We start from the raw sequence: 26,755 nt of genomic DNA, 5'->3' as shown, positions 1-26,755 counted from the left end.
ACTGGAAAGGGTTATGCCCGGCCGCTGGGATGGTTCGCGCATGAAGATACTCGTCACGGACCCCGTCGCGGACGCTGGTATCCAGCGACTGCGTGCGGCGGGCCACGACGTGGAGACGGCCTACGACGTGGAGGGCGAGGAACTGCTCGACGCGGTGGCGGACGCCAACGCGATGGTCGTCCGCTCGGGCACCGAAGTGACCGAAGCGGTGTTCGAGGCCGCGAACGACCTCGTCATCGTCGGCCGTGCCGGTATCGGCGTCGACAACATCGACATCGACGCCGCGACGGACCACGGCGTCATCGTCGCCAACGCGCCGCAGGGCAACGTCCGCGCGGCGGCCGAACACACCGTCGCGATGACCTTCGCAACCGCTCGCTCCATCCCACAGGCCCACGAACGCCTCCGGGACGGCGAGTGGGCGAAAGGCGAGTTCCTCGGTACGGAAGTCAACGGCAAGACCCTCGGCATCGTCGGCTTGGGTCGCGTCGGGCAGGAAGTCGCCAAGCGACTGGGGAACCTCGGGATGAACCTCGTGGCCTTCGACCCGTACATCAGCGAGGAGCGGGCCGACCAGTTGGGTGCCGACCTCGCCGACGACTTGGCGGACTGTCTCGACCGGGCCGACTTCATCACGGTCCACACGCCCCTGACGCCCGAGACGGAGAACATGCTCGGTGCCGAGGAACTCGCACAACTGGAGGGCGGTTACGTCATCAACTGTGCCCGCGGTGGCATCATCGACGAACCCGCGCTGGCCGAGGCCGTCGAGAGCGGCACCCTCGCCGGTGCGGCCATCGACGTGTTCGCCGAAGAACCCGTCTCGCCCGACAGCCCACTGCTCGACGTCGACGACATCATCGTGACGCCCCACCTCGGCGCGAGTACGGAGGCCGCACAGGAGAACGTCGCCACCTCCATCGCCGACCAGATTCTCTCCGCCTTCCGCGGCGAACCGGTGATGAACGCGCTGAACGCGCCGTCGATGGACGAGTCGGCGTTCCCGCGCGTCCGACCGTACATCGAACTCGCGGACACGGCCGGCAAAATCGCGGTCCAACTGTTCGACGACCGCGTCGAGGAAATCGAGGTGTCCTACGCGGGCGACATCGCCGAGGAGGACCTCGACTTGGTGACCGCGAGCGCGCTCAAGGGCGTCTTCGAGCCGCTGGAGTGGCAGGTCAACGCGGTCAACGCCCCCAGCATCGCCGAGGAGCGCGGTATCGACGTGACCGAATCGAAGAGCCGGTCCTCCGAGGACTTCCAGAGCCTCGTCACCGTCACCGTCCGAAACGACGACGACGAGGTGTCGGTCTGTGGGACCCAGTTCGCCGGCGGCGACCCGCGCATCGTCCGCATCGACGGCTACCGCGTCGACGCCATCCCCCACGGCCACATGCTCGTCGCGCACAACGAAGACGTACCCGGCGTCATCGGCTTCATCGGCTCCACGCTCGGTGACGCCGACGTGAACATCGCGGCGATGTTCAACGCCCGCGAAACCATCGGCGGCGAGGCACTGTCCGTGTACAACCTCGACGACCAGCCGTCGGCCGACCTCTTGCAGGCCCTCACCGACGACGAGCGCATCATCGACGTGAGCCACATCTCTCTCAACGGGGCTGCCGAGGACGACGAGGCCACGGAGTCGGCCGACTGACTACCGCAGAACCGCCCGCACACGTTCGACGACGCCGCCGCGCTCCTCGTTCTCGTCGTCGAACTCTATCGTGACCGCGCTCCCGTCCAGTTCCGTCCGCGCGCCGCGCTCGTCGAGGACGCGCTCGTACTGGTCGATGACGGCCTGTAACTGCCGGTTCCGTCGCGCTACCGTGTGTTCCAGTGCAGCGACCCGCGCCCGCAGGACTGCACGCTCGGTTCCGTACGGGCCACCCTTGGGAAATTCCCCGTGGCCGCCTGCCGTTTCCGCGCCCGCTATGGCGGGCACGACGACCCGCCGCCCGCTCTCCGTGGTATCTGATGGCATAGTCGGAGACGGTGGGTCGCCAGTCACAAATAGCTCAGTCAGACGGCCGACTGACGGCGTGCAGTCCGTCGGTTTCGCTACCGAACGAGGCTCCGCAGGCGGCCGAGCAGTCCCGTCTCGCCGCTCACGCGCTCGCCAGCGAGGTGGCGGAGCACGTCGTCGGTGTCGTTCGGGACGGGTTCGGGGTCGGCCCCGGCCTCGGCGGCGGCGTCGGGGTCTTTGAGCAAGTGGCCGGTCGTGAGACAGACCACGTCCTCGCCCGCGCCGATGTCGCCCGCCTCCCGGAGTTTCCGCAGGCCGGCGACGGACGCCGCCGACGCCGGTTCGACGCCGACGCCCTCGCTCGCCAGCGCGCGCTGTGCCGAGGTAATCTCCTCGTCGGAGACGGCGACTGCAGTGCCGCCCGTCTCCCGGATGCCGGGGAGTGCCTTCGGCGCGTTGACCGGGTTGCCGATGCGGATGGCGGTGGCGATGGTCTCGACGTCTTCCCAGCGGCGGGTGGTCTCGCGGTCCTCCGCGATGGCCTCGACCATCGGTGCGGCACCCTCGGCCTGCACGCCGGTCAGTTTCGGCACGTCGCCCGGCGCGAGCGCGCCGCTCCGGACGAGTTCGCGGAACGCCTTGTAGAGGGCGGCGGTGTTGCCCGCGTTGCCAACCGGGAGGACGATGCGGTCGGGGTACCGTCCCTCGTCCGCGTAGAACCGTTCGAGTATCTCGAAGCCGATGGTCTTCTGCCCCTCCAGTCGGAAGGGGTTGAGCGAGTTCAGGAGGTACGCCTCGCCTCGGTTCGCCAAGTCCTGCACGATGTCGAGACAGGCGTCGAAGTTGCCGTCGACTTCGAGGATGCGCGCCCCGTGGAGGCTGGCCTGAGCGACCTTGCCCGCCGCGACTTTCCCCGAAGGGAGGAGGACGAGCGTCTCCAGTCCGGCGCGCGCCCCGTAGGCCGCCAGTGCCGCCGACGTGTTGCCCGTCGACGCGCAGGCGAGACGGTCCACGCCGACAGCCTGTGCGACGCGGACGCCGACGGTCATCCCGCGGTCCTTGAACGACCCGGTCGGGTTCATCCCCTCGTGTTTGATGCGGAGGTTCCGCACCCCGACTTCGTCTTCCAGCCGCGGGACGTAGTGCAACGGCGTGTCGCCCTCGGGGAGCGTGACGCCCTCCTCGAACGGGAGTGCGTCGCTGTATCGCCAGACACCGCGTCCTTCAAAGTCCTCGAACGTCGGATGGTCGGCGTACCGGACTTCGAGCAGGCTGTCACAGTCGTCGCAGGTGTAGCGCACGTCCGCGAAGGGTGCGAACGTCTCCCCGCACTCGATGCAGGTCAGCCAGACGCCATCAGTCGCGTCGTCGGGGCCCGACTCGGCACCCGAGAGTTCCAGAGCGAGGTCTGCCATTGCCTGACGCGACGGTTTCCGGGCGCAAAAGTGGGTGGGTTTCGGCCCCGCCCAGCCTATAAGACACCTGCCGTCGTCGGTCCGATATGGCCGGGACGCCCGACCCCGCACTCGGAAGCAGTACCGTCACCGCCGCCGTCGCGTGTCTCGTCGCCCTCGCCGTCACGGTCACGCCGCTCGTTCTCGCCGCCCGTGACCGCCTCCCGTCGCCGCGCCGCCTCGCCGCCGTCGGCTGCCTCGCGTACGCCCTCGTCTGTCTCGGGAGTTGGGCCGGGGCGCGCCTCCTCACCGACGCGTTCGTTCGCTCGATGGTCGCGGACCACCTCGTCCTCGCGGGGTTCCTCCTCCTGGGCGCGCTCGTCCTGACGGTCCAAGCCGCGATACCGTTGTACCTGTACGCGAGTGAGCGGCTGTACGCGCCACTCGCCGCGCTGTTCGCAGTGGCCGTCCTCGTCGAGTGGGTGTTTCTCCGGGTTCGGGGCGAGTCGGACCCGCTCGGGCTGTACGCTCTCTTTTTCGGTCCGCTCGTGGCCGCCGCCCTTCTCGTCGTCGGGGTTGCCGAGGTGGGGGTCCGCCGTGCCGTCGCCGCAGTCGGCCGGTGAAACGTGGCCTCAGTCGTCCGCACCGAACTCGTCGATGCGCTCGTGCACGTAGTCGGCCCACTCGTCCAACGTCTCGTGCATCAACTTGCGGGCCGCCGGCATCGGCGTGGCGGTGTACTGGTAGACGTGGCCGCCGCCGTCGAGCAGGCGACGCTCGCGGGCGGCCAGTCCCTTCTCCCGGAGCGTCGAGAGCGAGCGGTTGACGTTGCTCCGGTCGCGGTCGAGCGTGTCCGCCAGTTCTTGGACCGTCCGCTCGGGGTGGTCGAGCAGCGTCAGGTACGTCCGCACTTCGTGGTCCTGTATCCCGAACACGCAGGCCAGCACCTCCTCGAACCCTGGTTCGTCGTCGAGCATCAGGTCCCGGAACCGGTTGGGCTTGGGGTCGACCTCTGCCATTGCCCGCGATTGGGTCGCCACCCGAATAAAACGGGTCGTTACCTGCACCTCACCGTATATTTGCGGCCGTCACCGCACGCCTTCCAGCAACGCCGTCGTGATGTTCGCCTCGATGAACGCGGCTATCGGCACGAGGACGAACGCAAGCACCGTCAGGACGGCGGCCTCCTTGGCCTCCTCGTCTGTCATCACGTCCTCGCGCCGCCCCGTCGCCGCCAGCACGACGTGGTGGCTGAACCGGAACGCCACCGACGCGGCGAACAGGAGGGCCGGGATTTCGAGGACGCCGTGGGGGAGGATACCGACGACGGGCACCAACAGGCCGCCCGTCTCCGCCGTCACGACCACCACGGCACCGACGAGCGCGCCGTTGAACAGGAGGATTGCGGCCGTCAACAGCCCCAACGTCGCGCCGCTGAGCACCAACACGAGGAGCGCGACGGTGTTGTTCAACACGAGAAACGCCGTCGTTATCTCCGGGAACTCCCCGCCGCCTTCGCCACCGAACCCGGCCGTACTCAGTATCGCACTCAACTCGACGAACTGCACGACGATGCCGCCGATGACGCCGCCGACGACGAACAACAGGGCCGAGAGTGCTACGTACCGCCGGTACCCGTACCAGAGGTTGCGAGGGAGGGACCGAACCCACGAGCGATTCAGGGTGTGTCGGCTCATCATCTACCCCTACGACCCCCGGTGGCTTCAGACCGGCGGTCGACTGAAAACTACCCTACTGCTCGCGCAAAAACGTGCGGGGCTCGACAGACGCGCCGCGTCTTTCGGTGGCGAAAAAACCGCTACTGCTCGTGCAACCACGCCAGCAGTCCCTTCTGAGCGTGGAGGCGGTTCTCCGCTTGGTCCCAGACGACGGCGTTCTCGCTTTCGAGGGCGGCGTCGGTGACTTCCTCGCCGCGGTGGGCCGGGAGGCAGTGCATCAGCGACCGGTCCCCGAGCAACTCCGGCGTGACCTGAAAGCCGTCGAAGTCGGCCAGTTTCTGCTCGCGTTCGTCCTCCTGTCCCATGCTGACCCACACGTCCGTGTACACCACGTCCGCGCCGTCGACGGCCGCCTCGGGGTCGGTGGTCGTCGCTGGGGCGTCCCCGATGTCGGCCGCCCTGTCGAGGACAGCGTCGTCGACGCCGTAGCCCGCGGGCGTGGCGACGGTCAGGTCCAACCCGACCATCGCCGCACCGAGGACGAACGACTGACAGACGTTGTTGCCGTCGCCGACCCACACCACGCTGGCGTCGAAACCCATCTGCTCGCGGATGGTCAGCAGGTCCGCGAGTGTCTGGCAGGGGTGGGCGTCGTCGGTCAGTCCGTTGACCACGGGGACGGTGGCGTACTCGGCCAGTTCCACCACGTCGGCGTGGTCGAACACGCGGGCCATCACGAAGTCGACGTACCGCGAGACGGCGCGAGCGGTGTCCTTGATTGGCTCGCCGTGGCCGAGGTGGATGTCGTCCGGGCCGAGGAAGATGGCGTGGCCCCCGAGTTGTGTCATTCCCGTCTCGAAGGAGACGCGGGTCCGGGTCGAGGGCTTCTCGAATATCATGCCCAGCGTCCGGTCCGCGAGCACGTCGTTGCCCGCGCCGGCGTCGTCGGCGTGGGCGGCCTTCAGGTCCGCGGCACGGTCCAGCACCGTCAGTAGTTCCTCGCGCGAGAGGTCGTCGACGTCGACCAGTGAGCGTCCCATCGTTAGTCCTCCAACAGCCGTTCGGCCACACTCTCTAACACGTCGACCGAGCGGTCGAACTCCGAGAGGGGGAGGTGTTCGTTGGGCGCGTGGTCCAAGTCCGAGTCGCCGGGACCGTAGGTCACCATCGGGCAGTCCCACGCCTGCGCGAAGACGTTCATGTCGCTCGTGCCCGTCTTGCGGAGTAGACGGGGGTCGGCACCCTGCTGGCGGATGGCCGCGCGGAAGGCCCGCCCGACTTCCGTCCGGGGGTTCATCATCACGGGTTCGACCTCGTCTTTCCAGTGGATGCGGTCGGCCACGTCGGCGTGTCCCTCCACGATTTCGATGACCTCGCCGGTCGTCATCTCCGGGGGGACCCGCAACTGGAAGGACATGGTGGCCTCCACGGAGAGGCCGTCCTCCGAGAGGCCGCCTTCCAGGTCGGTGGGCTTTGCGGTCACCCGCTCGAAGACGGCCTGCCACTCGTCGGTGGCGAACTCGTCCTCGACGGCCGACCACCACGCGATGGCGTCCTGAATCGCGTTGTTCTCCGGGCGGGAGGTGTGGCCCGACTCGCTGGTGGCGACGAAGGTGCCCGCCACCAACCCGCGGTAGCCGAGCGTGATGCCTTCCCACCCGGACGGCTCGCCGTTGACGACGGCCTCGGGGGCCGACTCGCGGTCCGCGACGAGATAACGGCCGCCCTTCGAGTCGACCTCCTCGCCGACGACGCCGACGAAGGAGGCACCGGTGCGGACGGCGGCGACGGCCATCGCGGCCAGCGGCCCCTTGGCGTCGACGCTCCCGCGGCCCCAGAGTGCGTCCTCGTCGCCGTCCTCGGCCGGGCGAATCTCGACGGGGATGTCGCCGGGGACGGTGTCGATGTGGGAGGTCAGGAGGACGCCGTCGTCGGCGGGTGCCCGGACGTTGCCCACCTCGTCTATCCACACCTCGCGACCGTGGTCCTCGAAGAAGCCCGCCAGTACCTCGGCACACTCGCGTTCCTCGCGCGTGACCGAGGGCGTGTCCACGAGGTCGACGAGCAACTGCCGCGCCTCGCCGCTCACGTCGATGGTGCTCCCGCTGGAGAAGCGTGTCTCGCTCATGACTCGTCCTCCGTCAGCACCGCGGCCAGTGCTTCGACCACCTCGTCGGCGTGGTCCTCCTCGATGGCCAGCGGCGGGAGCAGGCGCACGACGGTCCGGCCCGCGGGGAGCGCGAGGACGCCGTGGTTCAGCGCCAACTCCTTGAGCACGCGGTTCGCGCCGCGCTTTATCTCGATACCTATCATCAGCCCCTCGCCGCGCACCTCGCGCACGTCGTCGCCGAGTTCCTCCGCGAGGCGTTCCTGCAGGTACGCGCCCACGTCGGCGGCGTGGCCCGATAGGTCCTCCTCGACGATGGTCGAGACGGTGGCCTCGGCGGCCGCAGAGACAGTCGCTCCGCCCGAGAACGTCGAGGCGTGGGAGCCGTAGTTCTCGGCTATCCACTCCCGGCACAGCGTCGCGCCGATGGGGAAGCCGTTGCCCAGCCCCTTCGCGCTGGTTATTATGTCGGGGACCACGTCGGTCCACTCCGAGGCCCACAGCGACCCGGTCCGGCCCATCCCGGTCTGTACCTCGTCGAATATCAGGGCCGCGCCGCTGGTCGCCGTCTCGACGCGGGCGGTCTGGAGGAACTCCTTGCTGGCGGGGTTGATGCCGCCTTCCCCTTGGACGGGTTCGACGATGACCGCGGCCGTCTCGTCGTCGACGGCCTCGCTCATGGCCGCGGGGTCGTCGTATGGCACGAACTCCACGTCGCCGATGAGCGGTTCGTAGGGCTTCTTGTACTTGTCCTTCCACGTCGTCGCCAGCGCGCCCATCGTCCGGCCGTGGAAGCCCTGCATCGTGGCGATTATCTTCGAGTTCCCTGTCGCGCTCCGGGCGAACTTCAGGGCCGCCTCGTTGGCCTCGGTCCCGGAGTTACAGAGCCACGTGTAGTCCACGTCGGCGGGCGCGGTGTCGGCGAGCAGTTCGTAGAGGTCCGTCCGGGTCTGGACGGGATAGGAGGCCTGTACGTAGGTCAGGTCCGAGAACTGGTCCCGGACCGCCTCGCCGACGGCGGGGTGGTTGTGCCCCAACGGGACGCAGGCGTAACTCGCGCCCATGTCGAGGTACTCCCGCCCCGAGTCGTCGTACAGGTACGCTCCCTCACCGCGTTCGATCTGAATGGGTTTCTCGTTGAATACGAATCCAGTCATTGTGACTCCTCCAGCGCGCGCTGATACAGGTGTGTCCCGTCGCCGTCGAGTGCCGACAGCACGGGGTCGTCGGCGTTGGCGTCGGCCACGACGACTTCCGGCGCGCCGCCGTCGAGTGCCTCCTCGGCGGCCATCACCTTCCGGCTCATGAACCCCTCCGCCGCGTCTTCGAGGTGGTCCCAGTCCGCACCCGTCTCGACGGCCTCGATGAGCGTGTCGGGGTCGTCCGGGTCGGCGTAGACGCCCGCCACGTCCGTCAGCAGGACGAGCGTGGCGTCCAACGCCCCCGCGATGGCCGCCGCCGAGCGGTCGGCGTCGGTGTTGACGGGGACGATTTCCGCTCGCGACTCCCCGCCGTCGCCGCTCGCGCTGTCCGAGGCACTCCGTGCCTCGCGCCCGTCATCAGCACCAGCCATCGGCGGACTGGCGACGGGCGTGTACCCGTCGGCCAGAAGCGAATCTAGCAGGTCCCCGTTGACTTCCTTGATAGTGCCCGAGTGGTCGCCGCGGCGAATCTTGCGCTTGCCGTCTTCGACCACGCGGACCGCCGACTTCCGGGGGCCGTGGAGGAGTTTCCCGTCGACGCCGTTCAGGCCGACGGCGTCCACGCCGAGGCTCTGGAGGCCCGCGACGAGTTGCGTGTTCAGGTGGCCGAACACCATCTCGAACACCTCCATCGTCTCCGCGTCGGTGAACCGACCGACGACGCCGCTCGGCGTCTCGACGTACTCGGGTTCGATGCCCAACCGCTCCAGCGTCTCGTCGACGGCCGTCGACCCGCCGTGGACGACGACGACGTCTTCGCCGTCCTCGGACAGTGACGCCACGTCCGAGAGCGCGCCCGCGGGGTCGACCGCGCGGGCACCGCCGACTTTGACGACGACGGTCACGCGAGCCACCTCCGGTGGCGAACGTGACGACGACAGTCACAGCCAGCGAACGTCCGTACGTCGGAATGTCTCTCGATAGTCATGGAAATATCACTCCGGTTACGGGGCACCGACGGGGTGTAGACCTGCGATGTCAAGTCCCGCCGTCTCCTCCAAGTCGAGCGCGACGTTGGCGGCGTGGACCGCTTGTCCCGCGGACCCTTTCATCATGTTGTCGATGGCCGAGAACACGACGAGGCGTTTGTTCCCGGGGTCCAACTCGAACCCGACCTCCGCACGGTTGGTGCCCGCGACGGACTTCGGTTCGGGGTAGCGGTAGACGCCGCCGCCACCGGCAACGAGGTCCACGAACGGTTCGTCCTCGTACTGGCCGCGGTAGGCTCCCCAGAGGTCGCCCTTCGATACGGGGCCGTCGGGGAAGACGTGACACGTCGCGCTCGCGCCGCGAATCATGTCCACCGCGTGGACGGTGAAGGACACGTCGAGGCCGAGGAACTGCTCGATTTCGGCCTCGTGGCGGTGGCCCGTCGGCGCGTAGGGGCGGACGACGCCGCTCCGCTCGGGGTGGCTGGAGGCTTCGCCGCCACCGGCACCACCTTCGCTGGACCCGACTTTCACGTCGACGACGACCTGCTCGTCGCCCGAGAGGACGCCCTCCTCCAACAGCGGGAGCAACCCGAGGATGGTCGCGGTGGCGTTACACCCGCCGGAGGCGACGAGGTCCGCTCCCCGCAGGTTCTCCCGGTTGAGTTCGGGCAGGGCGTACTCGGCCTCGGCGAGTAGTTCGGGCCGCGAGTGGCCGTCGTACCACTCGTCGTACTGTGCTTCGGTGTCCAACCGGAAGTCCGCCGAGAGGTCGACGACGGTCCCGGCGGCGTCACGGAACTCGTCTATCTGCTCCATCGAGACGCCGTGGGGGGTCGCCGCGAACAGCACGTCGACCGAGTCGAGGTCGTCCGGGTCCGAGAACCGCAGGTCCATCCCGCGCAGGTTGGGATGTTGGTGGCCGACGGTCTTGTTGGTCTTCGAGCGACTGGTGGCTTGGACCACCTCGAACTCCGGGTGCTTGTACAGCAACCGCAGGAGTTCGCCGCCGGTGAAGCCGCTCCCGCCGACGACGGAGGCCGTCAGCGAGGGTTCGCCGTTCGCGGACATCAGCGGTCGACCTCCGCACCGACGCTCTCGGCTTTGTCTTCTAGCCAGTCCACGACGCGGGCGGGCACGTCCACGTCGCTCGCGTCGTTCAGTGCCTTGAACTCGACGGTGTGGTTGACCTCGTGGACGGTGTACCGCGGGCCAGACTCCGTCTGGCTGCTTCCCGACTCGCCGTCGGGAACGTCCTCGGTTTCCATCAGGTCCACGCCGAGCAGGCCGCCACCGACCGCCGTCGAGGCGCGCTCGACTAACTCGCGAGCCTCCTCGTCGAGGCCGAACTCGTCGGTTTCGGCCCCCTTCGCGGCGTTGGTTATCCAGTGGTCAGACGAGCGGACCATCGCGGCGACTGGTGTGCCGTCCGTCGCCAGCACGCGGATGTCCTCGCCGCCCTTCTCGACGTACTCCTGCACGTAGAACACCTTGTGCTCGTAGTGGCCCAGCGTCTCCTTGTGTTCGAGGATGGCCTCGGCGGCGTTGCGGTTGTCGATTTTGGCCATCAGGCGGCCCCACGACCCGACGACGGGCTTGAGGACGCAGGGATAGCCGAAGGCCTCGATGGCCTCAAGCGCGGCGTCTTTGGTGAACGCCACCGTCGTCTCGGGCGTCGGGACGCCCGCCCCGGCGAGCGCGAGGCTGTTCTTCGCCTTGTCGGCACACACCTGTGCCGTCTCGGGGCTGTTGACGACGGGGATACCGTACGCCTCGACGAACTGGGTGGCGTAGATACTCCGGCTCGTGGCGAGACAGCGGTCGACCACGAGGTCCACGTCCGCGAAGGCCGCGGGTGGGTCCGTCAGGCCGAACTGCTGGCGGCGCACGTCGATTTTTGTCACCTCGTGGCCACGGTCACGAAGTTCCGAGAGGAGGAGCTTCTCGTCTTTCCGGATGCGGGAGTAGAGGATGCCGATGTTCACGCGAATCCCTCCGTGTACGTGTGAGCCGATGACGGCTCCGTGCGTCGTGTCGTCATCCTACCACCGGCCGCGCGTCGCGGCCAAAGCCCCGTCGCCCGTCGACACGTTCACTCCCCCCAGTCCTCTTCCAGCTCGGGGGCCGTCTCCAGCACCGCGGGGTCCGTGTCGACGACTTCCAGTTCCGCACCGCAGGTCGCACAGTCGACAATCTCTCCGACTTCGAGGTCGTCGTGCAGGGACACCTCGGCCCCGCACTCGATGCAGTCCGTCATGGTACTCCCACCTCACGGTCGTTCGCACTTAAACCCTTCGGAATTGTCGAAGAAAGTTAACGACACAAACTACCGTCTAAGCACGTCAAGAGCGAACATCGGGACGTTTCACGATTTCTGTATCATGAATTTGGTAATTAATCCCCTCGCGGGGATGGTGGTGGTACCGCCACCGGTCGCCCGCGCCGTCGTCGCTCAGACATACGTGGCCACCTCCTCGCGGAGCAGTTCGGCGGCGTCGGCCACCCGTTCGCGCCGTCCCCCGAGTTCCTCCCGGGCCGCCGCGATGCCGTCCTCGGCGGCCGACAGTTGCACCTCGACGGCAGCGGGTGCCGGACCGCCGGCCGAGTCGCGACTCGCGACGCTCTCGGCCGGGTCGAGTGCCGCCTCGACGGCCTCGCGGCTCACGAGTTGCCCCGCCTCGCTCGCCGCCTCCGAAGTCTCGCTCTCCTCGCGCTCCACGTACGCCGACAGCGACTCGCCGAGTACCTCCTCGGCGGCCGCCGCCAGCGTCTCGTAGCCGGGGTCGACCGACCGCTCGGCCGCGAGCGCGACCACCTCGTGTGCCGTCCGGAAGGGGACACCGGCCTTCGCCAGCAGGTCCGCGACGCCCGTCGCCGTGGAGAACCCGGCACTGGCCTCCGCCGCCAGCACGTCGTCGTTCCACTCGGCCGTCGCCACCGCACCGGCCGCGACTTCGGTCGCCTCGACGGCCGAATCGACCGCCGCCCACCCGTGCCCGGTGGCCCGCTGGAGGTCACGGTTGTACGCGCGCGGCAACCCCTTCAGTGTCGTCAGCAGGCCCGACACCGCCGCGTGAGCGTCGCCCGCGCGTGCCCGGACCAACTCCAGCGTGTCCGGGTTCTTCTTCTGGGGCATGATGGAGGACGTCGAGGCGTAGTCGTCCGAGAGCGTCACGTAGTCGTCGTTGGCGAACGCCACGAAGTCCTCGCTGAGGCCCGAGAGCGTCGTCGTCAGGTTCGAGAGTGCCGTCGTCGCCTCCAGCAAGAAGTCCCGCGCGGAGGCGGCGTCCATCGAGTTCGAGAGGACGGAATCGAACCCGAGCAACGCAGCCGTGCGTTCGCGGTCGATGTCGAACGGCGTCCCCGCGAACGCGGCCGCACCCAGCGGCGAGCGGTTCGTCCGGTCGGAGGCGTCGAGCAACCGCTCCGTGTCCCGGGCCAGTGCGCGCTCGTAACTCAGCAGGTAGTGCGCCACCGTGGTCGGTTGTGCGTACTGGCGGTGGGTGAACCCGGGCATCACCGTCTCGGTGTGGTCGCGCGCCGCCGCCAGCAGTTCCTCGCGTGCCCCGACCACCGTCTCGACGGCGTCGAGCAGGTCCCCGCGCAGACGGTATCGGATACAGGTCGCCACCTCGTCGTTGCGCGAGCGGGCGGTGTGCATCCGTCCACCCCGGGGACCGACCCGTTCGATGACCGCCGTTTCGATGGCGGCGTGGATGTCCTCCCCGTCGGGTAACGCGTCGTGGCCGGCCGCCTCCACGTCGTCCAGCGCGGACAGAATCGCGCCCGCGTCCGCCTCGTCGACGATACCCTGCTCGGCAAGCATCACGACGTGGGCGCGGTCTACGGCGAGGTCCGCCGCGAAGATGCGCTCGTCGTCGGCGAGCGAGGAGAGGAACCCACGGGCGGGACCGCCCGAAAAGCGGTCCCGGCGGACCACGTCGCCGGACTCGCCACTGTCGGCCCCGTCTGCCCCGCCGTCCGTGGGTCCGTCGGTCATATCACTCGTAGTCGATGATTCCCGCGTCGGCCGCGGCGTCGTCGGCGGCCTCGGTCACCTTGTTCGCCAACCGCTCCTGGAAGCCGTGGTACTTGGCGACGCCCGTCGCGTCGGCCTGTTCGATGTCGTCGGTGACGGCCTCGGTGTTGAACGAGGCCTGCCCCTCCGCGTAGCAGGCGTAGGGACTCTCGCGGCCGACCGGCTGGGCCTGTCCACCCTGCAGTTTGACCGTCACCGTGCCGGTCACGCGCTGCTGTGTCTCCTCGATGAACCCTTCCAGCGCGCTGAACAGGGGCGCGTTCACGAGGCCCTGATAGCCCTTCTCCGCCCACTCTTGATCGATGCCCTGCTTGAAACTCCGCTCTTCCTTCGTGAGTACCAACCCTTCGAGAGCCTCGTGGGCGGCCAGCAGGACCGTCGCGGCGGGGTGTTCGTAGTTCTCCCGGACCTTCAGCCCGAGCATGCGGTCCTCCATCGTGTCGGTCCGCCCGACGCCGTGGGCACCGGCGCGCTCGTTGAGGTGGCCGATGAGGGTCACGGCGTCCATCGACTCGCCGTCGACGGCGACGGCCTCACCCTGCTCGAAGGTGAGTTCGAGCAGTTCGGCGTCCTCCTCGCCGGGTTCGGCGGTCCAGTCGTATATCTCCTCCCCGGGGACGTGTGCGGGGTCTTCGAGTTCCGACCCCTCGACCGACCGGCTCCAGAGGTTCGTGTCGATGCTCCAGCGGCCGCCGTCTCCACCCTCGACGGGCAGGTCCTTCTCGGCGGCGTACTCCTGTTCCCACTCGCGGGTCAGGCCGAGTTCGCGGACGGGCGCGTGGACGTTCAGGTCCGAGTCCCGCCAGACCGTCTCGAAGCGCAACTGGTCGTTCCCCTTCCCGGTACAGCCGTGGGCGAGCGCGGTACAGCCCTGCTCTTCGGCCACGTCGAGGATGGCCTGTGCGATGACCGGCCGGGCGAGTGCCGTCCCGAGCGGGTAGCCCTGGTAGGTGGCGTTGGCCTTCACGGCGTCGAGGCACAACTCCGCGAACTCGTCTTTGGCGTCCACGACGTAGCTGTCGAGGCCGAGTGCCGCCGCCGTCTCCTCGGCTTCGTCGAACTCCTCTTCGGGTTGGCCGACGTCGACGGTGACGCCGATGACGTCGTCGTAGCCGTACTCTTCTTTCAGCAGCGGTACACAGACTGTGGTGTCGAGCCCGCCCGAGAAGGCGAGCGCGACCGTTCCGTTCGTGTCGTCGGTAGCTGGCATGTGTGGTGTGTGTTGTAGGGTGGTTCGTGGCCGTCCGGAACCAGTGGGTGGACGGTTCGAGACTGGACAACTGTACGATGAAAGGGAATGTAGGCGGGCCTAACGGCCCGGTCGTCGGCGTCGTCGGAGAAAGGTCGGGGCGGACACGCGGCTCGTGACTGCCTGTACACCGCTTTGCCGGGTCCGCGTCATGTACCCGGAAGTAACCGGAGTCGTCTATTAAAACCTTCCGAGACGCGTCGGCTACCGTCTCCGCCGGGCGAGTGCGGCGAGCGCGACCAGCGACAGGGGGGCCGCCGCGATACCGAACCCGGAACCGCCCCCGGAACTCGCGTCCGTCGTCGGGGTCGCTACTACCTCGAACCCAGAGAGAGTCGTCCCGGCCTCCCACGTCGCCGTCGCGTCGTCCCGCGCGGTCGGTTCGGGTGTCACGCTCGTCAACTCGTAGCCGTCCGGGGCGACGACCCGGACCGGCCGGTCGGACTCGAACCCGCTCGCGAACGGTTCCGTGACGGTCACGTCGTCGTCCGTGACGGCCGCCAGTCCCTCCCACGTGACCGACAGCTCGACGACGCCCGTGTTCTCGGCCGTTCGAGTCGAGAGCGACGCGTCGGTGACGCGCATCTCGCGCCCGGTCTCGTTCGCGGCGTCGCGTGCGACCCGGCTCATCCGGGTCCGGAACTGCTCCGTGAACCGCTCTTTGGTGGCCCGGTCGTCCGCGAGGTCACGGAACGCGTCGCGCTCGGTCTCGCTCCCGAGGTCGTAGGTGAGGACCAGCGTCACCTCGGCCGTTCCGTTCGCGTCGAGCGCGATATCGACCCCCTCGGTCGGTGTCTCCTGTGTCGCCGCTCCGACGGGGCCGACCGCCGCGAGGAGGAGTGCTGTGACGACGATTCCGGCGACGGCGTGGTCTGTGTCGAACATGTGTGGTGCAGAAGAGTACTGGGTTTCGTCCCCCGTTTCATAGCCTTTGTTGCCGGGCCACAACCCCTTTCACGTCACCCGACGGACCGATAGCCATGGACAGTCGTGCCGCACTCGATGTCGACGACCTGCTGAAAATCGTGCTCCTGTTAGTCGTCGTCTGGATAGTGCTGGAAATCGTCGGCGAGTTCTTCGAACTCGTCGCCGGCCTGCTCGGCCCCCTCCAGCCGGTGCTCGGCCTCCTCATCGTCGTCCTCATCGTCCTCTACTTCCTCGACCGCATCTGAGGCGGCTACGGGCCGAGCGGTTCCCCGCGAGCCACAGCCCTTAAGCGCGGCTCCCGACTACTCCGGGGCAATGACCGTCATCGGGACCGTCGGGTTACCGGGCAGTGGCAAGGGTGAGGCCGCCGCCGTCGCGCGCGACCTCGACATCCCCGTCGTGACGATGGGCGATGTCATCCGGCAGGAGTGCCGCGACAGGGGGTTGGACCCCGCACAGCACCACGGCGAGGTCGCACAGCGACTCCGCGAGGAGGACGGCCCCGCCGCCGTCGCACAGCGATCCCTCCCGATGCTCGAATCCGAACTCGACCACGCCGACACCGTCCTCGTCGACGGCCTCCGGTCGGACGTGGAACTCGACGCGTTCCGCGAGCGGTTCGGCGAGGAGTTCGTCCTCGTGAGTATCGAGGCCCCCTTCGAGACGCGACGGGAGCGACTCGACGACCGGGGCCGCGACGACCCGGACACCGAGAGCCTCGAAGAACGCGACGAGCGCGAACTCGGGTTCGGGATGGGCGAAGTGATGGACAGGGCGGACGTGACGATAGAGAACACCGACAGCCTCGACCGGTTCCGCGAGCAGATACGCGCGCTCGTGCGAGAGGGACCTGGCGCGCTCGAAGCATGATATACAGCGTCGACGTTCAGGTGACGGCCCCGGTCAACGACACCGAGGTCACCGAACGGGTCCGCGACGCGATACTGAACCTCTTCCCGAACGCCGAAATCGAGGAACGGCCGGGTGAACTCCTCGCCGAGACCCACGACTTGGAGGCGTTCTCCGAACACCTCCACAGACAGGAGATACTCGACGCCGCCCGCAACGTGTTCCTCGAGAACCGCGAGGGCGACACGCTCGCCTTCGACCTGAAGAAGCAGGCGGCCTTCGAGGACGTGGTCACCTTCGCCGTCGGCAACCCGAGCGAACTCGGCGACCTGCACGTTCGCGTTCGGGTCGAGGAACCCGACGTGGCGACGTACATCGAACACGTCGCGCCGCCGACGGAGGAGGGCCGCCCCGTCGACTTGGACGACGCCAGCGGCGACGACCGATGACGACGGCGGTCTTCTTCGCGCTCGAAGGGACGCTCCTCACGCGCACCGACTCCCGCGAAGCCGTGGTCCGGACGGCTCTCGACGAGACACTCGGGGCGGCCCCGGACGCCCTCGTGACGGCCTACTTCGAGGCGTTCGCGGCGCGGGCCGACGCCCTCGACCCGGAACCACACCGGGCCGGGATGGCCGCCGTCGCCGCGCAGGCCGACGGCAACCCAACCATAGACGACCTGCTGTCGGCACTCCGTGCGGCGGACGCGGACGCGATGCGTGTGCCGGAAGGCGCGCACGACGCGCTCGCGACGCTGGGAACCGACGCCCACCTCGGCGTCCTCACGAACGGCGACCGGGCGTGGACGCTCGACCGCATCGCGGCCCACGACCTGCCGATACAGACGGTGGTGACGGCCGCCGAGGCCGGGGCGCGCAAGCCCGACCCCGCGCCCTTCGAGTTGGCCCGTGACCGCGTCGCCGCCGACGAGTACGTGCTGGTCGGCGACGACTACGAGCGCGACGTGGAGGGTGCCCGCGCGGCCGGGTTCGTCCCGATACACTACGAGGAGTCGGGGCCGAACTTCTGGAAGACGCTCGACGCCCTAGCCTAGGCCGCTGACGTGGATTGCGACCCACTGGCCGAGGTCCTGTCGCCGCGTCAGTTCCACGCTGTCGACCCACTTGACCCACTGGAAGCCGCGCCGCCCCGGTGCGACCAATCGCAGGGGATAGCCGTGGCCGTGCGAGAGCGGTTCCCCGTCGACGTGCGTGGCGAGCAAGGCGTCGCGGGCCTCCTCGAGCGGGAGACTCCACCGGTAGCCCGTGACCGACCGGAACCTGACCCACCGGGCCTCGTCTGTCGGCTCCACTTGGTCGAGCAGGTCACCCACCCGGACGCCGTGCCAGTCGTGGTCCGAGTACCACCCGCTCGTACAGTCGAGCGTGGCGCGCTCGCGCTCCTCGCCGACTGTGGTTCCGACGAGGGTATCGTACGTAACCGACCGCGGCTGCTCGACTTCGCCGGTCACCGAGAGTGCCCAGTCGCCGGCGTCGATGGGGTCGGGGTCGTCGGCGACCCAACTCGTCACGGGGAACTCGTTGCCGGCGTCGCTCCCGTCCTCCTTCGACCCCGTGAACCGCCGGTCCGCTCCCGGCAGCGAGAGCGCGTCGCTCACGGCACCCTGTACCCGCCACGCCAGCGCGCCGGTACCTACGAGGGCAATGTACTGGAGGCTCGTCCGCCGTGCCTCGACGCCCGCTGTCGAGGGCAGGCGGAAGCGGTGTCTGAGGTGCCACAGCAGGACGGGAACGACCGACACGCCGAGCACCATGTGGCCGAACAGGAGCGGCCAGCCCGCGACTCGAACCGGGCCGGCGAGTGCCCAGACGACGCCGGTACCGAGCGCGGCGAGCGCGAGCGTTCCCAGCAGTATCGAGACGGGCGTGCCGCCGTCCCAGCGTGCGGTGTCGGTCACCCGGTGGCGGACCCGCCGGAACTTGAACAGGAGGAGGCCGACCAGCGTGAACCCCGCGATGGCGTGGAGGACGAACAGCCACGCACCGTCGGGCGTCCCGACGGTCAGACTCACCAGTCCCGACCCGACCTCGAAGCCGACGAGAGCGAGGATAGACCAGTCCACCAGTCGCGGCGGCGGTGCCAGTCGCGCGAGTGCCACGCGCATTACCCGTGCTACGGGCTCCGTGTGCTTGACTCGCACGGTCCACGCCGCACCGAGCGGGTCAGTACCCGCGCTCCGCCCGCACCGTCCCGTTCCGGTCCCGGACGGTCACGGTGTCGCCGTCGTTGTTCCAGACGGGCGAACTGGCTCCCCAGTAGCGGTCACTGGCTGTGTCGGCCCCCCTCCCGGTGTGGAGCGTGAGGTGCTCGCCGGGCGCGAGCGTCGTCCCGTCGGGGAACCGATAGCTGTGGTCGGCCGCGTCGGTGACCGTCCACCCCGAGAGGTCGAGCGTCGCGTCGCCGCGGTTCTCGAAGACGACGTACTCGTCGTTCAGGTTCTCCCCGTCTCGGCCCGCGGCGTCGGCGTGGACGCGGACCACGGTGAGGCCGCCGCTCCCGTCGGCGACGGGCGTCGCGTCGGTCGCACAGGACCACAGACCGGTCGCGTTCGCCCGCGCGGTGTCCTCGGTGGCGTAGAACCGCTCGGACTCGGCGAAGGTGCTGTCGTAGACGCGGCCGTGACCCGTGGCGACCAGCGCGTAGTTGAGGTTCTCGCCGTCCCGGACGACGTACGCGAGCAGGCGACCGTAGTAGCCCCGGCGGTCCGCCTGCGGGTCGAGGCGGAGCGTCACGTCCTCGCCCAGCGTTCGCTCGGTCAGAAAGCGGGTGGCGTCGTGGCCCGCCTCCCGGAGACAGTCCCGCCCCGCGGTGGTGTTGGGGACGCCCTCGAACTCCGCCGGGTCGTTCTCGACGTGTGTTTCGGGCGTGTCCACGCCCAGCAGGCGGACGGTGTCGGTCGTCCCGTTCTCGTACCGCACCTCCACCGTGTCGCCGTCGACGACGGTGACCACGGAGACGGACAGCGTCGCGCCGTCGGCGGCCCCCGTCTCGTCCGTGCCGCCCCCATCGCCCGGTGATTCCACTGGCAGACCGGCACAGCCGCTAACGAGACAGAGGAGCGCGACGGCCGCGACGCCGAGGGTCCGAGTCACTCGTTATCCGGTTCGCGCGGGCGAACTTCAATCCGCTGGCCCGGGACCCAAAGACATAGGCGCGATGGTGCGGAGTATAGACAGTAATGCTCGTCCCCGTTACCATCTCCGAGGTGATGAGTCCCGAGGTGTCGACGGTCGGCCCCGACGTGTCGGCGACCGACGTGGCAACGCGACTCTTCGAGGAGGACATCGGGTCCGTCGTCGTCGTCCGCGACGGCGCGCCCGTCGGCATCGTCACCGAGTCGGACATGGTCCGCCTGCTCGCACAGGGGAACGACGCCGCGGGCGTGACCGCCGCGGACTGCATGTCCGCACCGCCGATTACTATCGACCGCCACGAATCTCTCGAACTCGCCGTCGAGCGCCTGCGCGAACACGGCATCAAGAAGTTGCCCGTCACCGACGGCGACGAACTCGTCGGCATCCTCACCACGACGGACCTCTCGTACTACCTCCCGCACCTGACCCGGCGCGCCGGCCAGCAGGCCAGCGGTGCCGAACGCCACGAGCGCGCTCGCGTCGATACCGCCTACGAGGAGGACGACTGGGAGTTCGAGAGCGTCGGCGAGCGCGCGGACCACATCGACGTCGGCGACGTGGTGCGGTTCTCGAAGACCCTCGACGGGGCGGACGTGGACGCCTTCGCGGCCGCCAGCGGCGACACCAACCGCCTCCACCTCGACGCCGACTACGCCGAGGGCACCCGCTTCGGCCGCCGCATCGCCCACGGCACGCTGGTCGCCGGCGTCGTCAGTGCCGCGCTGGCCCGCCTGCCGGGCCTCATCGTCTACCTCTCACAGGACGTGAGCTACCTCGGGCCGGTCGACATCGGCGACCGAGTGACCGCCATCTGTGAGGTGGTCGAGGAACTGGGGAACGAACGCTACCGGCTGACGACGGCCGTCTTCGACGGCGAGGGCCGGGAAGTCATCGACGGCGAAGCCGTCGTCATCGCGGACCCGATTCCCGAGACGGCCTAAGGCACCAACAACACCGCGAGTGCCACCGCGATGAACCCCATCTTCAACACCGTGTTGACGAGGATGACTTTCGAGCCGAACTCCGCCCCCCAGATGCCGTACTGGAAGGGGATGGAGCGTTTGAACGTCGAGACGGCGAAGGAGACGATGCCGCCGACGAGCATCGTGGCGACGGCGGCGCGGGCGGTGAACGTGCCGTTCTCGACCAGCGGGGCGATGAACACCGCGCCGCTGGTGGTGTCGACGGCGAAGACGCCGACGGCGGGGACGGCGGCGGGCGGGAGGCCGAGCGCGCCGGTCAGCGGCGTCACCAGTGCCGCCACGTCGGGCAGCGGCCGGCCGGCGGCGTCGGTGAGGGCGGCGGCGAGTTCGACGTTGTACTCCACCAGCAGAGCCACGAGGACGTAGACGCCCGCGAGTCGCGGGAGGATGTCCCACACTTTCTCGACGGTCGACTCCCCGGCGGCCCGGAACTTCTCGCGGGTCGAAGTGGGCGTGTCGTCGGCGGACTGTTGGTCCGCCGTCCCGCCGTCCGTGACGCCCGGCGCGTCCGTGTCGGCGTCGACGGTGGTGTCGACGTTCTCCTCGGAGAGCAGGACGAACCCGGCGAGGACGCCGGTGAGCGTGATGCAGAGCGCGATGGCGGCCCGCGCGCCGACGTACATGAGGCCGACCTGCAACCCGAGGATGGGAATCAGGACGGGGCCGTAGAAGGTGAAGATGTGCTGTGCGAACCCGAAGACGGTGTTCATCGTCACCGCCACGAGCGTCGCTCGGTCGTCGAGCAGGCCAGACTCCCGGTACTCCGCGAGCATTCCGTAGCCCGCGGTGGGTGACGCCGTGGTCGTCAAGATGGCCGTCCCCACTTCCGGCGGGAGGTTCGCGGGGCGGGTCAGCGGTTTGGCCAGTGCCGTGATGCGGTCGACGGCACCGAACTCGATGGCGACGTTCGCGAGGCCGACGCCGACGGCGATGGCGACGGCGATTTTCAGCACGCGGAGTGCCACCTCCCCGAGGACCGCTGTCAGCGAGGGCGGAACCGCGACCATGTGGACCGACGTACGGCACTCGGCGGCAAAGCCCTGACTATCTCGGGCGGTGAACGGCCGATGCCGACCTGTAACAGCGGGAAACTATTTCATTCGCCGACCAATACCACGGTGTATGCAAGAAATGTCCACGGACCGAATCGAGGTCTGTCTCGTGGACACCACGCTGGCGGCGGCCGAACTGGCGGCGACAGCCGAGTCGCTGTCCGTCGTCGCTGTCGACGGTGCCACCGCGGCACGCGAGTGGGCGACGGACGTCTCGGCGGGGTGCTTCGTGACTGGCGGCGACGCCGCCACCGTGGCGGCACTCATGGAGGCCGACAGCGAGTTGCCCGTCCTCGTGTTCGCGGACCCGGCGGACGGACTGACCGAGCAGGCACTCGCCGCCGGTGCGACGGACGTAGTCGCCGCGGTCGGACCCGACCGCCTCACACGCCTCGCCCACCGCATCGAGTCCGTGGCCGGACGCGACGAGCGCCTCGACTGGCTCGCGAGTGCCGTCGAGGGGTCGATGGACGGCATCGCGATTCTCGACACCGACGGCACCTACCAGTACGCCAACGACGCACACGCGGCCATCTACGGGTTCGACGACCCGGCGGAGATGGTCGGGCTGAACTGGCGCGACTGTTACTGGCCCGACGAGCGCGAGCGGTTCGAGACGACGGTGATGCCGACGGTCCGTGAGACTGGGTGGTGGCGTGGCGACGCCGTCGGCCGGCGGACCGACGGCGAGTCCTTCCCGCAGGACCTCTCGCTGGCCCGCCTCGACCGCGGCGGCATCGTCTGCGTCGTGCGGGACACCACCGACCGGACGGAGCGGCGACGGCAGTTGCGGGAGGAAACGGAGTTCACCGAGAGCGTCTTGGACGCCCTGCCGGACCTGTTCTACGTCCTCGACGAGGCGGGGACGTTCGAGCGCTGGAACGACCGCCTCTGTGAGGTGACGGGCTACACCGACGAGGAACTCGACGACATGAGCGCGCTCGAAGTCATCCCCTCGGAATACCGGGAGGAGATAGCGACGGCGATGAGTTCCATCTACCGGGAGGAGACGACGGAAACGCGGCGGGCCGCGGTCCTCACGAAACAGGGCGAGCGCATCCCCTACGAGTTCAACGGGACGTGGGTGACCGACGCCGACGGAAACGTCATCGGCCTCGCTGGGACTGGCCGCGACGTCACGAGCCAGCAACTCCGGCGACAGTGGCTGTCCGTGCTCTCGAACATCCTCCGACACAACGTCCGCAACCAACTCTCGGTCGTGCAGGCGAACGCCGACTATGCGGCCTCGCTGACCACCGACGACGACGTACACACCGCGCTCGACCGAATCATGTCGGCGTCGCGCAGTCTCGTCGACGTGAGCGACAGCGCGCAACTCGCCGAGTCGGTGCTCCGGACCGACCGCTCCGAACGCGGCGAAATCGACCTCGTCGCGGCAGTCGAGACCGCTATCGAGGACGCGGACCTCGACGGCGTGACGGTCCGGACGAGCCTCCCACCAAGTGTCACGGTCATCGCCACGGAGTCCGTCTCCGTCGCCGTCCGCAACCTCCTCGAACGGGCCAGAGACGCCGACTCGGACCCGACAGTCAAGGTCCGCATCACACCGGGGGCCGAACGGGTCTACGTCGGCGTCAGCGACGGGGCCGGTATCCCCGACCACGAGCGGCGCGTCCTGACGGCCGGCCGCGACACGACCCTCCAGCACGGCACCGACATCGACCTCTGGCTCGTCAACTGGGTCGTCACCGTCTCCGGCGGCGACCTGCACATCCGCGGCGACGGGACCGACGACGAAGTCGTCCTCTCGTTCCCGATGGCCTGACCGACGAGCAAGGTCCCGGACGGGCAGTCCACAGGACCTCGGACTCTCGCGACGGTGGGCGAGACAGCACGACGAGGCCACTCACGACCCGTAATAGCGTGAAGATACTTTATCGGTTTAGCAGTATCAGTAGTCATGCAGGAGACGTCCACGGACCGAATCGAGGTCTGTCTCGTGGACACCGCGCTGTCGGCGACGGACCTGACCACCGGTTCGCTGTCGGCCGCCGCGGTCGACAGTATCGGCGACGTACACGACCTGATAGCGACGGCGTCGGTCGACTGTTTCGTGACCGACTTCGAGGACGGCACGACTGTCGAGGCACTCACGGCCGCGTACCCGGACCGCCCCCTCCTCGTGTTCGCCGACCCGGCCGACGGCGTGGCCGAGCGCGCACTGGCCGCTGGCGCGACGGACGTGGTGGCCGCGGTCGGTCCCGACCGGCTGACACGGCTCGCGAACCGTGCCGAGGCCGCCGTCGAATTGGCACGGACGCGGACGGCTCACGAGACGGTCCGAGCGCGGTTCGAGGCACTCACCGAGAACGCGCCGTTCGCCGTCGTCACCATCGACGAGAACAGCGCCATCCAGTACGCCAGCGACGGGACAGAGACGGTACTGGGGTACGACCCTGCGGCCGTCGTCGGTGACGAGTTGACCGAGATGATGCCCGAGCGGTTCCACGAGAGCCACTTCGACGCCATCAGTCAGTACCTCGAAAGCGGCGACCGCAGTTTGGACTGGGACTGGATCGAACTCCCCGGCGAGCATCGCGACGGCCACGAGATACCGCTCGGTATCTCGTTCGGCGAGCGTAAGACGGAGAACGGACGCCTCTTCACCGCCATCCTCCGGGACATCACCGACCAGCGGACGCGACAGGCACAACTCGACCGGCTGGCGACGGCCGTCGAGGGGTCGATGGACGGCATCGCGATTCTCGACGAGGACGACGAGTACCGTTACGTCAACGAAGCCCACGCCGACGTGTACGGGTTCGAGCGTCCCGAGGAGATGGTCGGGCTGAAATGGCGGGAGTGCTACGGCCCGGACGAGCGCGAGCGGTTCGAGGAGACCGTGATGTCGGAACTCGCCGCCACGGGACGGTGGCGTGGCGAGGCGACCGGCCAGCGCGCCGACGGCGAGACGTTCCCGCAGGAAGTCTCGCTCACGCGACTGGACGACGGCGGCATCGTCTGTGTCGTCCGGGACATTAGCGACCGGGTCGCACGCCGCGAGCAGTTGCGGGATGAGAGGGAGTTCACCGAGAGCGTCCTGAACGCGCTACCGGACCTGTTCTACGTCCTCGACGAGGCTGGCAGCTTCCAGCGGTGGAACGACCGTCTCCGCGAAGTGACGGGCTACACCGACGAGGAACTCGACGGGATGGGGGCACTGGAAGTCGTCCCGACGGAGGACCGCGAGGACATCGCCGAGGCGATAACGAACATCCACCGCGACGGGACGACCGAAGTCAGGCGGTCGGCTATCCTCACGAAACAGGGCGAGCGCATCCCCTACGAACTCAACGGGACGGACCTGACTGACGCCGACGGAAACGTCATCGGGCTGGCCGGAACTGGCCGCGATATCACGGACCAGCAACTCCGCGAACAGCGGCTCTCGGTCCTCTCACGGGTCCTTCGGCACAACGTCCGCAACCAACTCACCGTCGTGAATACCAACGCCGACTACGCCGCCTCCGCCGTCGACGACGACGGGGCACTGGCCGCGCTCGACCGAGTTCTCGACGCGTCCAAGGCACTCGCCGAGGTGAGCGACAACGCCCAGCGCGCCCAGTCGGTGTTGCGAGGCGGAACCAACCGGTCCGAGGTCGACCTCGTGTCGGCTGTCGACACCGCACTCGCCGACGCGGACGCGGACGGCACGGACATCCGAACGTCGCTGCCCGAACGCGCGCCGGCCATCGCCGTCGAGTCCGTCGCCGTGGCAGTCGTCGAACTCGTGGAGAACGCCGCCGAACACACCGACAGCGACACGGTCAAGGTCCGAGTCACCCGGGGTGGTGACCGGGTTTACCTCAGCGTCGCCGACGACGGACCCGGCATTCCCGACAACGTTCGGGACGTGCTGACGGCCGGCCGTGAGACGAAACTGCAACACGCGACCGGTATCGGTCTCTGGCTCGTCAACTGGGTCGTCACCGCTTCCGGCGGCGACGTACAGTTCCGCGGCGGCGACGACGGCGGCGAAGTCGTCCTCCGATTCCCGTCGGCCTAAATCAGCAGGCGGACCACGAGGACGAGGACGACCACGCCCAGCACGTCACAGACGTTCGTGACCACCGGTATCACCACGTCGTCCGGGTCCAAGCCGAACCGATAGGCGGCGTACGTCGCCGTCAGCGTCACGACGACGGCCAACAGCGCGAGTACCGCACCGCTGGCGAGCGCGACGGCGACGACGGCGTGGAGCGGGAGTGCCGTTCCACCCACGACCGTCTGAATCAGCCACGCACCGGCCCCGACGACGGGAAAGAGTGTGACGGCCAACGCCACCGTCGCCACGGCGTTCCCGACCAGCAACTCGTCGTCGGGTTCGAAAGAGAGCAGGCCGAGGTGGACCACCGTCGAGAGACGGGCCGCGAGGATGCTCCCGAGGTTCCCCGCCATCCCGATGGTGACCGGCACGAGGACCAGCAGCGACGGGTAGCGAAGTAGCGTCGCCTCGAAACTGTCGAGGACGAGGCCGCTCCCGAGCTCGATGACGGTCAGCACCAGCAGCACGGGGAGCATCGTGCGCATGATGTGCCACGGATGCCAGCGCGACTCCATCTACACGCCACCCAACAGGAGGACGAACCGCGTAGCGAGCAGTAACATGGCGATACCCACTACGTCGCCCGTCGTGGTGACGACTGGTCCGGCCAGCGTATCCGGGTTGATGCCCCGTCGGTACCCGACGAACACCACCCCGACGACGGCCGCCGTCAGCACGAACCCCGAGAGGAACCCGGCGACGACGGCGATGGCGACGAGCGTTCCGAGCGGTGCGACCGGCCGCGCGAGGACGAACAGGAGGGTGAACCCGGCGACGGCCGCGAAGAGACTGACGAGGACGCCGTTCGCCATCGCGGCGGCGACTGCCCCCCGGAGTCGCTCGTTACCTCCGGTAAAGCGTGGCTCTATCAACCCCTGATGGAGTGCCGACCCGAGGCGCGCGCCCAGCGACCCGTAGACGTTCCCGCGCGTGGCCAGCAGGGCCGGAACGAGCAAGAGGAGACCGGGAACGGCGGTGAGTTCCGCCTCCATCCCGCCGAGGACGACGCCCGCGAACAGGCCACCAACGGCACTGACCAGCAACACCGGGAGTGCTTCCCGGTAGGCCTCGCGGGCCACCTCGCCGACGGTCATTGGCGGGCCAACGCCCCCGGGGACCAAAAAATGACCGCGACAGAACGGGGCAAGGCAATTG

General features: G+C 68.6%; 28 protein-coding genes. 9 read left to right on the top strand and 19 right to left on the bottom strand.

The features are described from left to right. The first annotated feature begins 40 nt into the window (after nucleotides 1-40). Nucleotides 41-1,660, top strand: a complete 1,620-nt coding sequence (serA, locus tag MUG95_RS07455; RefSeq protein ID WP_247010438.1) for a phosphoglycerate dehydrogenase — start codon at nucleotides 41-43, stop codon at nucleotides 1,658-1,660. Here serA and MUG95_RS07450 read toward each other — a convergent pair whose 3' ends face one another. Beyond that, entirely contained in the window at nucleotides 1,661-1,987 is a 327-nt protein-coding gene (locus MUG95_RS07450) for a hypothetical protein (protein ID WP_247010437.1), read from the bottom strand. A gap of 77 nt (nucleotides 1,988-2,064) precedes the next feature. Beyond that, nucleotides 2,065-3,384, bottom strand: coding sequence for a threonine synthase (thrC, locus tag MUG95_RS07445; RefSeq protein WP_247010436.1), 1,320 nt, complete (start codon nucleotides 3,382-3,384; stop codon nucleotides 2,065-2,067). Nucleotides 3,385-3,470: 86 nt separating this feature from the next. Here thrC and MUG95_RS07440 point away from each other — a divergent pair, with 86 nt between their 5' ends. Further along, nucleotides 3,471-3,986, top strand: coding sequence for a hypothetical protein (locus tag MUG95_RS07440; protein WP_247010435.1), 516 nt, complete (start codon nucleotides 3,471-3,473; stop codon nucleotides 3,984-3,986). A gap of 9 nt (nucleotides 3,987-3,995) precedes the next feature. Here MUG95_RS07440 and MUG95_RS07435 read toward each other — a convergent pair whose 3' ends face one another. From MUG95_RS07435 to MUG95_RS07380, 12 genes are all read right to left on the bottom strand, one after another. Further along, nucleotides 3,996-4,382, bottom strand: coding sequence for a helix-turn-helix domain-containing protein (locus MUG95_RS07435; RefSeq protein WP_247010434.1), 387 nt, complete (start codon nucleotides 4,380-4,382; stop codon nucleotides 3,996-3,998). A gap of 69 nt (nucleotides 4,383-4,451) precedes the next feature. Continuing rightward, on the bottom strand, nucleotides 4,452-5,060 hold the full coding sequence (locus tag MUG95_RS07430) for a stage II sporulation protein M (RefSeq protein WP_247010433.1): 609 nt from the start codon (nucleotides 5,058-5,060) through the stop codon (nucleotides 4,452-4,454). A gap of 122 nt (nucleotides 5,061-5,182) precedes the next feature. Then, a complete protein-coding gene (gene argF, locus MUG95_RS07425; protein WP_247010432.1) occupies nucleotides 5,183-6,082 on the bottom strand; it encodes an ornithine carbamoyltransferase in 900 nt (299 codons plus the stop codon). Nucleotides 6,083-6,084: 2 nt separating this feature from the next. Continuing rightward, nucleotides 6,085-7,170 (bottom strand): [LysW]-lysine hydrolase, encoded by a 1,086-nt coding sequence (locus MUG95_RS07420; protein WP_247010431.1) that lies wholly within the window; start codon nucleotides 7,168-7,170, stop codon nucleotides 6,085-6,087. Continuing rightward, the gene (locus tag MUG95_RS07415; protein ID WP_247010430.1) at nucleotides 7,167-8,306 is read right to left on the bottom strand and encodes an aspartate aminotransferase family protein; all 1,140 of its coding nucleotides are present in this window, start codon (nucleotides 8,304-8,306) and stop codon (nucleotides 7,167-7,169) included. Before MUG95_RS07415 ends, MUG95_RS07420 begins: the two co-directional genes overlap by 4 nt. Continuing rightward, on the bottom strand, nucleotides 8,303-9,196 hold the full coding sequence (locus MUG95_RS07410) for an acetylglutamate/acetylaminoadipate kinase (RefSeq protein WP_247010429.1): 894 nt from the start codon (nucleotides 9,194-9,196) through the stop codon (nucleotides 8,303-8,305). The genes MUG95_RS07415 and MUG95_RS07410 overlap by 4 nt, the downstream gene beginning before the upstream one ends. 99 nt (nucleotides 9,197-9,295) lie before the next feature. Then, nucleotides 9,296-10,351, bottom strand: a complete 1,056-nt coding sequence (gene argC, locus MUG95_RS07405) for an N-acetyl-gamma-glutamyl-phosphate reductase (protein WP_247010428.1) — start codon at nucleotides 10,349-10,351, stop codon at nucleotides 9,296-9,298. Further along, complete coding sequence (lysX, locus tag MUG95_RS07400; RefSeq protein ID WP_247010427.1) at nucleotides 10,351-11,265, bottom strand: lysine biosynthesis protein LysX; 915 nt, start codon at nucleotides 11,263-11,265, stop codon at nucleotides 10,351-10,353. Before lysX ends, argC begins: the two co-directional genes overlap by 1 nt. A gap of 107 nt (nucleotides 11,266-11,372) precedes the next feature. Beyond that, nucleotides 11,373-11,537, bottom strand: coding sequence for a lysine biosynthesis protein LysW (gene lysW / locus MUG95_RS07395; protein ID WP_247010426.1), 165 nt, complete (start codon nucleotides 11,535-11,537; stop codon nucleotides 11,373-11,375). Between the two features lie 195 nt (nucleotides 11,538-11,732). Next, the gene (gene argH, locus MUG95_RS07390) at nucleotides 11,733-13,280 is read right to left on the bottom strand and encodes an argininosuccinate lyase (RefSeq protein ID WP_247010425.1); all 1,548 of its coding nucleotides are present in this window, start codon (nucleotides 13,278-13,280) and stop codon (nucleotides 11,733-11,735) included. A 1-nt stretch (nucleotide 13,281) separates the two neighbouring features. Next, a complete protein-coding gene (locus MUG95_RS07385; RefSeq protein ID WP_247010424.1) occupies nucleotides 13,282-14,529 on the bottom strand; it encodes an argininosuccinate synthase in 1,248 nt (415 codons plus the stop codon). Between the two features lie 243 nt (nucleotides 14,530-14,772). Beyond that, entirely contained in the window at nucleotides 14,773-15,453 is a 681-nt protein-coding gene (locus tag MUG95_RS07380) for a DUF4897 domain-containing protein (protein WP_247010423.1), read from the bottom strand. A 95-nt stretch (nucleotides 15,454-15,548) separates the two neighbouring features. Here MUG95_RS07380 and MUG95_RS07375 point away from each other — a divergent pair, with 95 nt between their 5' ends. From MUG95_RS07375 to MUG95_RS07360, 4 genes are all read left to right on the top strand, one after another. Continuing rightward, complete coding sequence (locus tag MUG95_RS07375; RefSeq protein ID WP_247010422.1) at nucleotides 15,549-15,740, top strand: DUF7554 family protein; 192 nt, start codon at nucleotides 15,549-15,551, stop codon at nucleotides 15,738-15,740. Nucleotides 15,741-15,810: 70 nt separating this feature from the next. Next, nucleotides 15,811-16,365 carry an AAA family ATPase gene (locus tag MUG95_RS07370; protein WP_247010421.1) on the top strand — a complete coding sequence of 185 codons (555 nt, stop codon included), beginning with the start codon at nucleotides 15,811-15,813 and terminating at the stop codon, nucleotides 16,363-16,365. Then, complete coding sequence (locus MUG95_RS07365; protein ID WP_247010420.1) at nucleotides 16,362-16,793, top strand: RNA-binding domain-containing protein; 432 nt, start codon at nucleotides 16,362-16,364, stop codon at nucleotides 16,791-16,793. Before MUG95_RS07370 ends, MUG95_RS07365 begins: the two co-directional genes overlap by 4 nt. After that, the gene (locus tag MUG95_RS07360) at nucleotides 16,790-17,398 is read left to right on the top strand and encodes an HAD family hydrolase (RefSeq protein ID WP_247010419.1); all 609 of its coding nucleotides are present in this window, start codon (nucleotides 16,790-16,792) and stop codon (nucleotides 17,396-17,398) included. The genes MUG95_RS07365 and MUG95_RS07360 overlap by 4 nt, the downstream gene beginning before the upstream one ends. On the opposite strand, the gene MUG95_RS07355 is transcribed toward MUG95_RS07360, so the two are convergent. Next, complete coding sequence (locus MUG95_RS07355) at nucleotides 17,390-18,463, bottom strand: molybdopterin-dependent oxidoreductase (protein WP_372608197.1); 1,074 nt, start codon at nucleotides 18,461-18,463, stop codon at nucleotides 17,390-17,392. The two genes, MUG95_RS07360 and MUG95_RS07355, sit on opposite strands and share 9 nt — an antisense overlap. 64 nt (nucleotides 18,464-18,527) lie before the next feature. Next, entirely contained in the window at nucleotides 18,528-19,457 is a 930-nt protein-coding gene (locus tag MUG95_RS07350) for a lamin tail domain-containing protein (protein ID WP_247010417.1), read from the bottom strand. Between the two features lie 86 nt (nucleotides 19,458-19,543). Here MUG95_RS07350 and MUG95_RS07345 point away from each other — a divergent pair, with 86 nt between their 5' ends. Further along, nucleotides 19,544-20,440, top strand: a complete 897-nt coding sequence (locus MUG95_RS07345) for a CBS domain-containing protein (protein ID WP_247010416.1) — start codon at nucleotides 19,544-19,546, stop codon at nucleotides 20,438-20,440. Here MUG95_RS07345 and MUG95_RS07340 read toward each other — a convergent pair. Continuing rightward, nucleotides 20,437-21,489, bottom strand: a complete 1,053-nt coding sequence (locus MUG95_RS07340; protein ID WP_247010415.1) for a nucleoside recognition domain-containing protein — start codon at nucleotides 21,487-21,489, stop codon at nucleotides 20,437-20,439. The two genes, MUG95_RS07345 and MUG95_RS07340, sit on opposite strands and share 4 nt — an antisense overlap. A 115-nt stretch (nucleotides 21,490-21,604) precedes the next feature. Between MUG95_RS07340 and MUG95_RS07335 the strand changes: the two genes are divergently transcribed. Together MUG95_RS07335 and MUG95_RS07330 are read left to right on the top strand one after the other, a co-directional pair. After that, on the top strand, nucleotides 21,605-23,320 hold the full coding sequence (locus MUG95_RS07335; protein ID WP_247010414.1) for a PAS domain-containing protein: 1,716 nt from the start codon (nucleotides 21,605-21,607) through the stop codon (nucleotides 23,318-23,320). Between the two features lie 135 nt (nucleotides 23,321-23,455). Next, entirely contained in the window at nucleotides 23,456-25,561 is a 2,106-nt protein-coding gene (locus MUG95_RS07330) for a PAS domain S-box protein (RefSeq protein ID WP_247010413.1), read from the top strand. On the opposite strand, the gene MUG95_RS07325 is transcribed toward MUG95_RS07330, so the two are convergent. Beyond that, a complete protein-coding gene (locus MUG95_RS07325) occupies nucleotides 25,558-26,115 on the bottom strand; it encodes a magnesium transporter (protein WP_247010412.1) in 558 nt (185 codons plus the stop codon). The genes MUG95_RS07330 and MUG95_RS07325 overlap by 4 nt on opposite strands. Continuing rightward, on the bottom strand, nucleotides 26,116-26,694 hold the full coding sequence (locus tag MUG95_RS07320; RefSeq protein WP_247010411.1) for a magnesium transporter: 579 nt from the start codon (nucleotides 26,692-26,694) through the stop codon (nucleotides 26,116-26,118). Nucleotides 26,695-26,755 lie beyond the last annotated feature (61 nt).

This window comes from Halorientalis litorea (assembly GCF_023028225.1).
GTDB lineage: Archaea > Halobacteriota > Halobacteria > Halobacteriales > Haloarculaceae > Halorientalis > Halorientalis litorea.
Note: the sequence above shows the minus strand (reverse complement) of the source record. Positions and strands in the feature narration are given on the sequence as shown.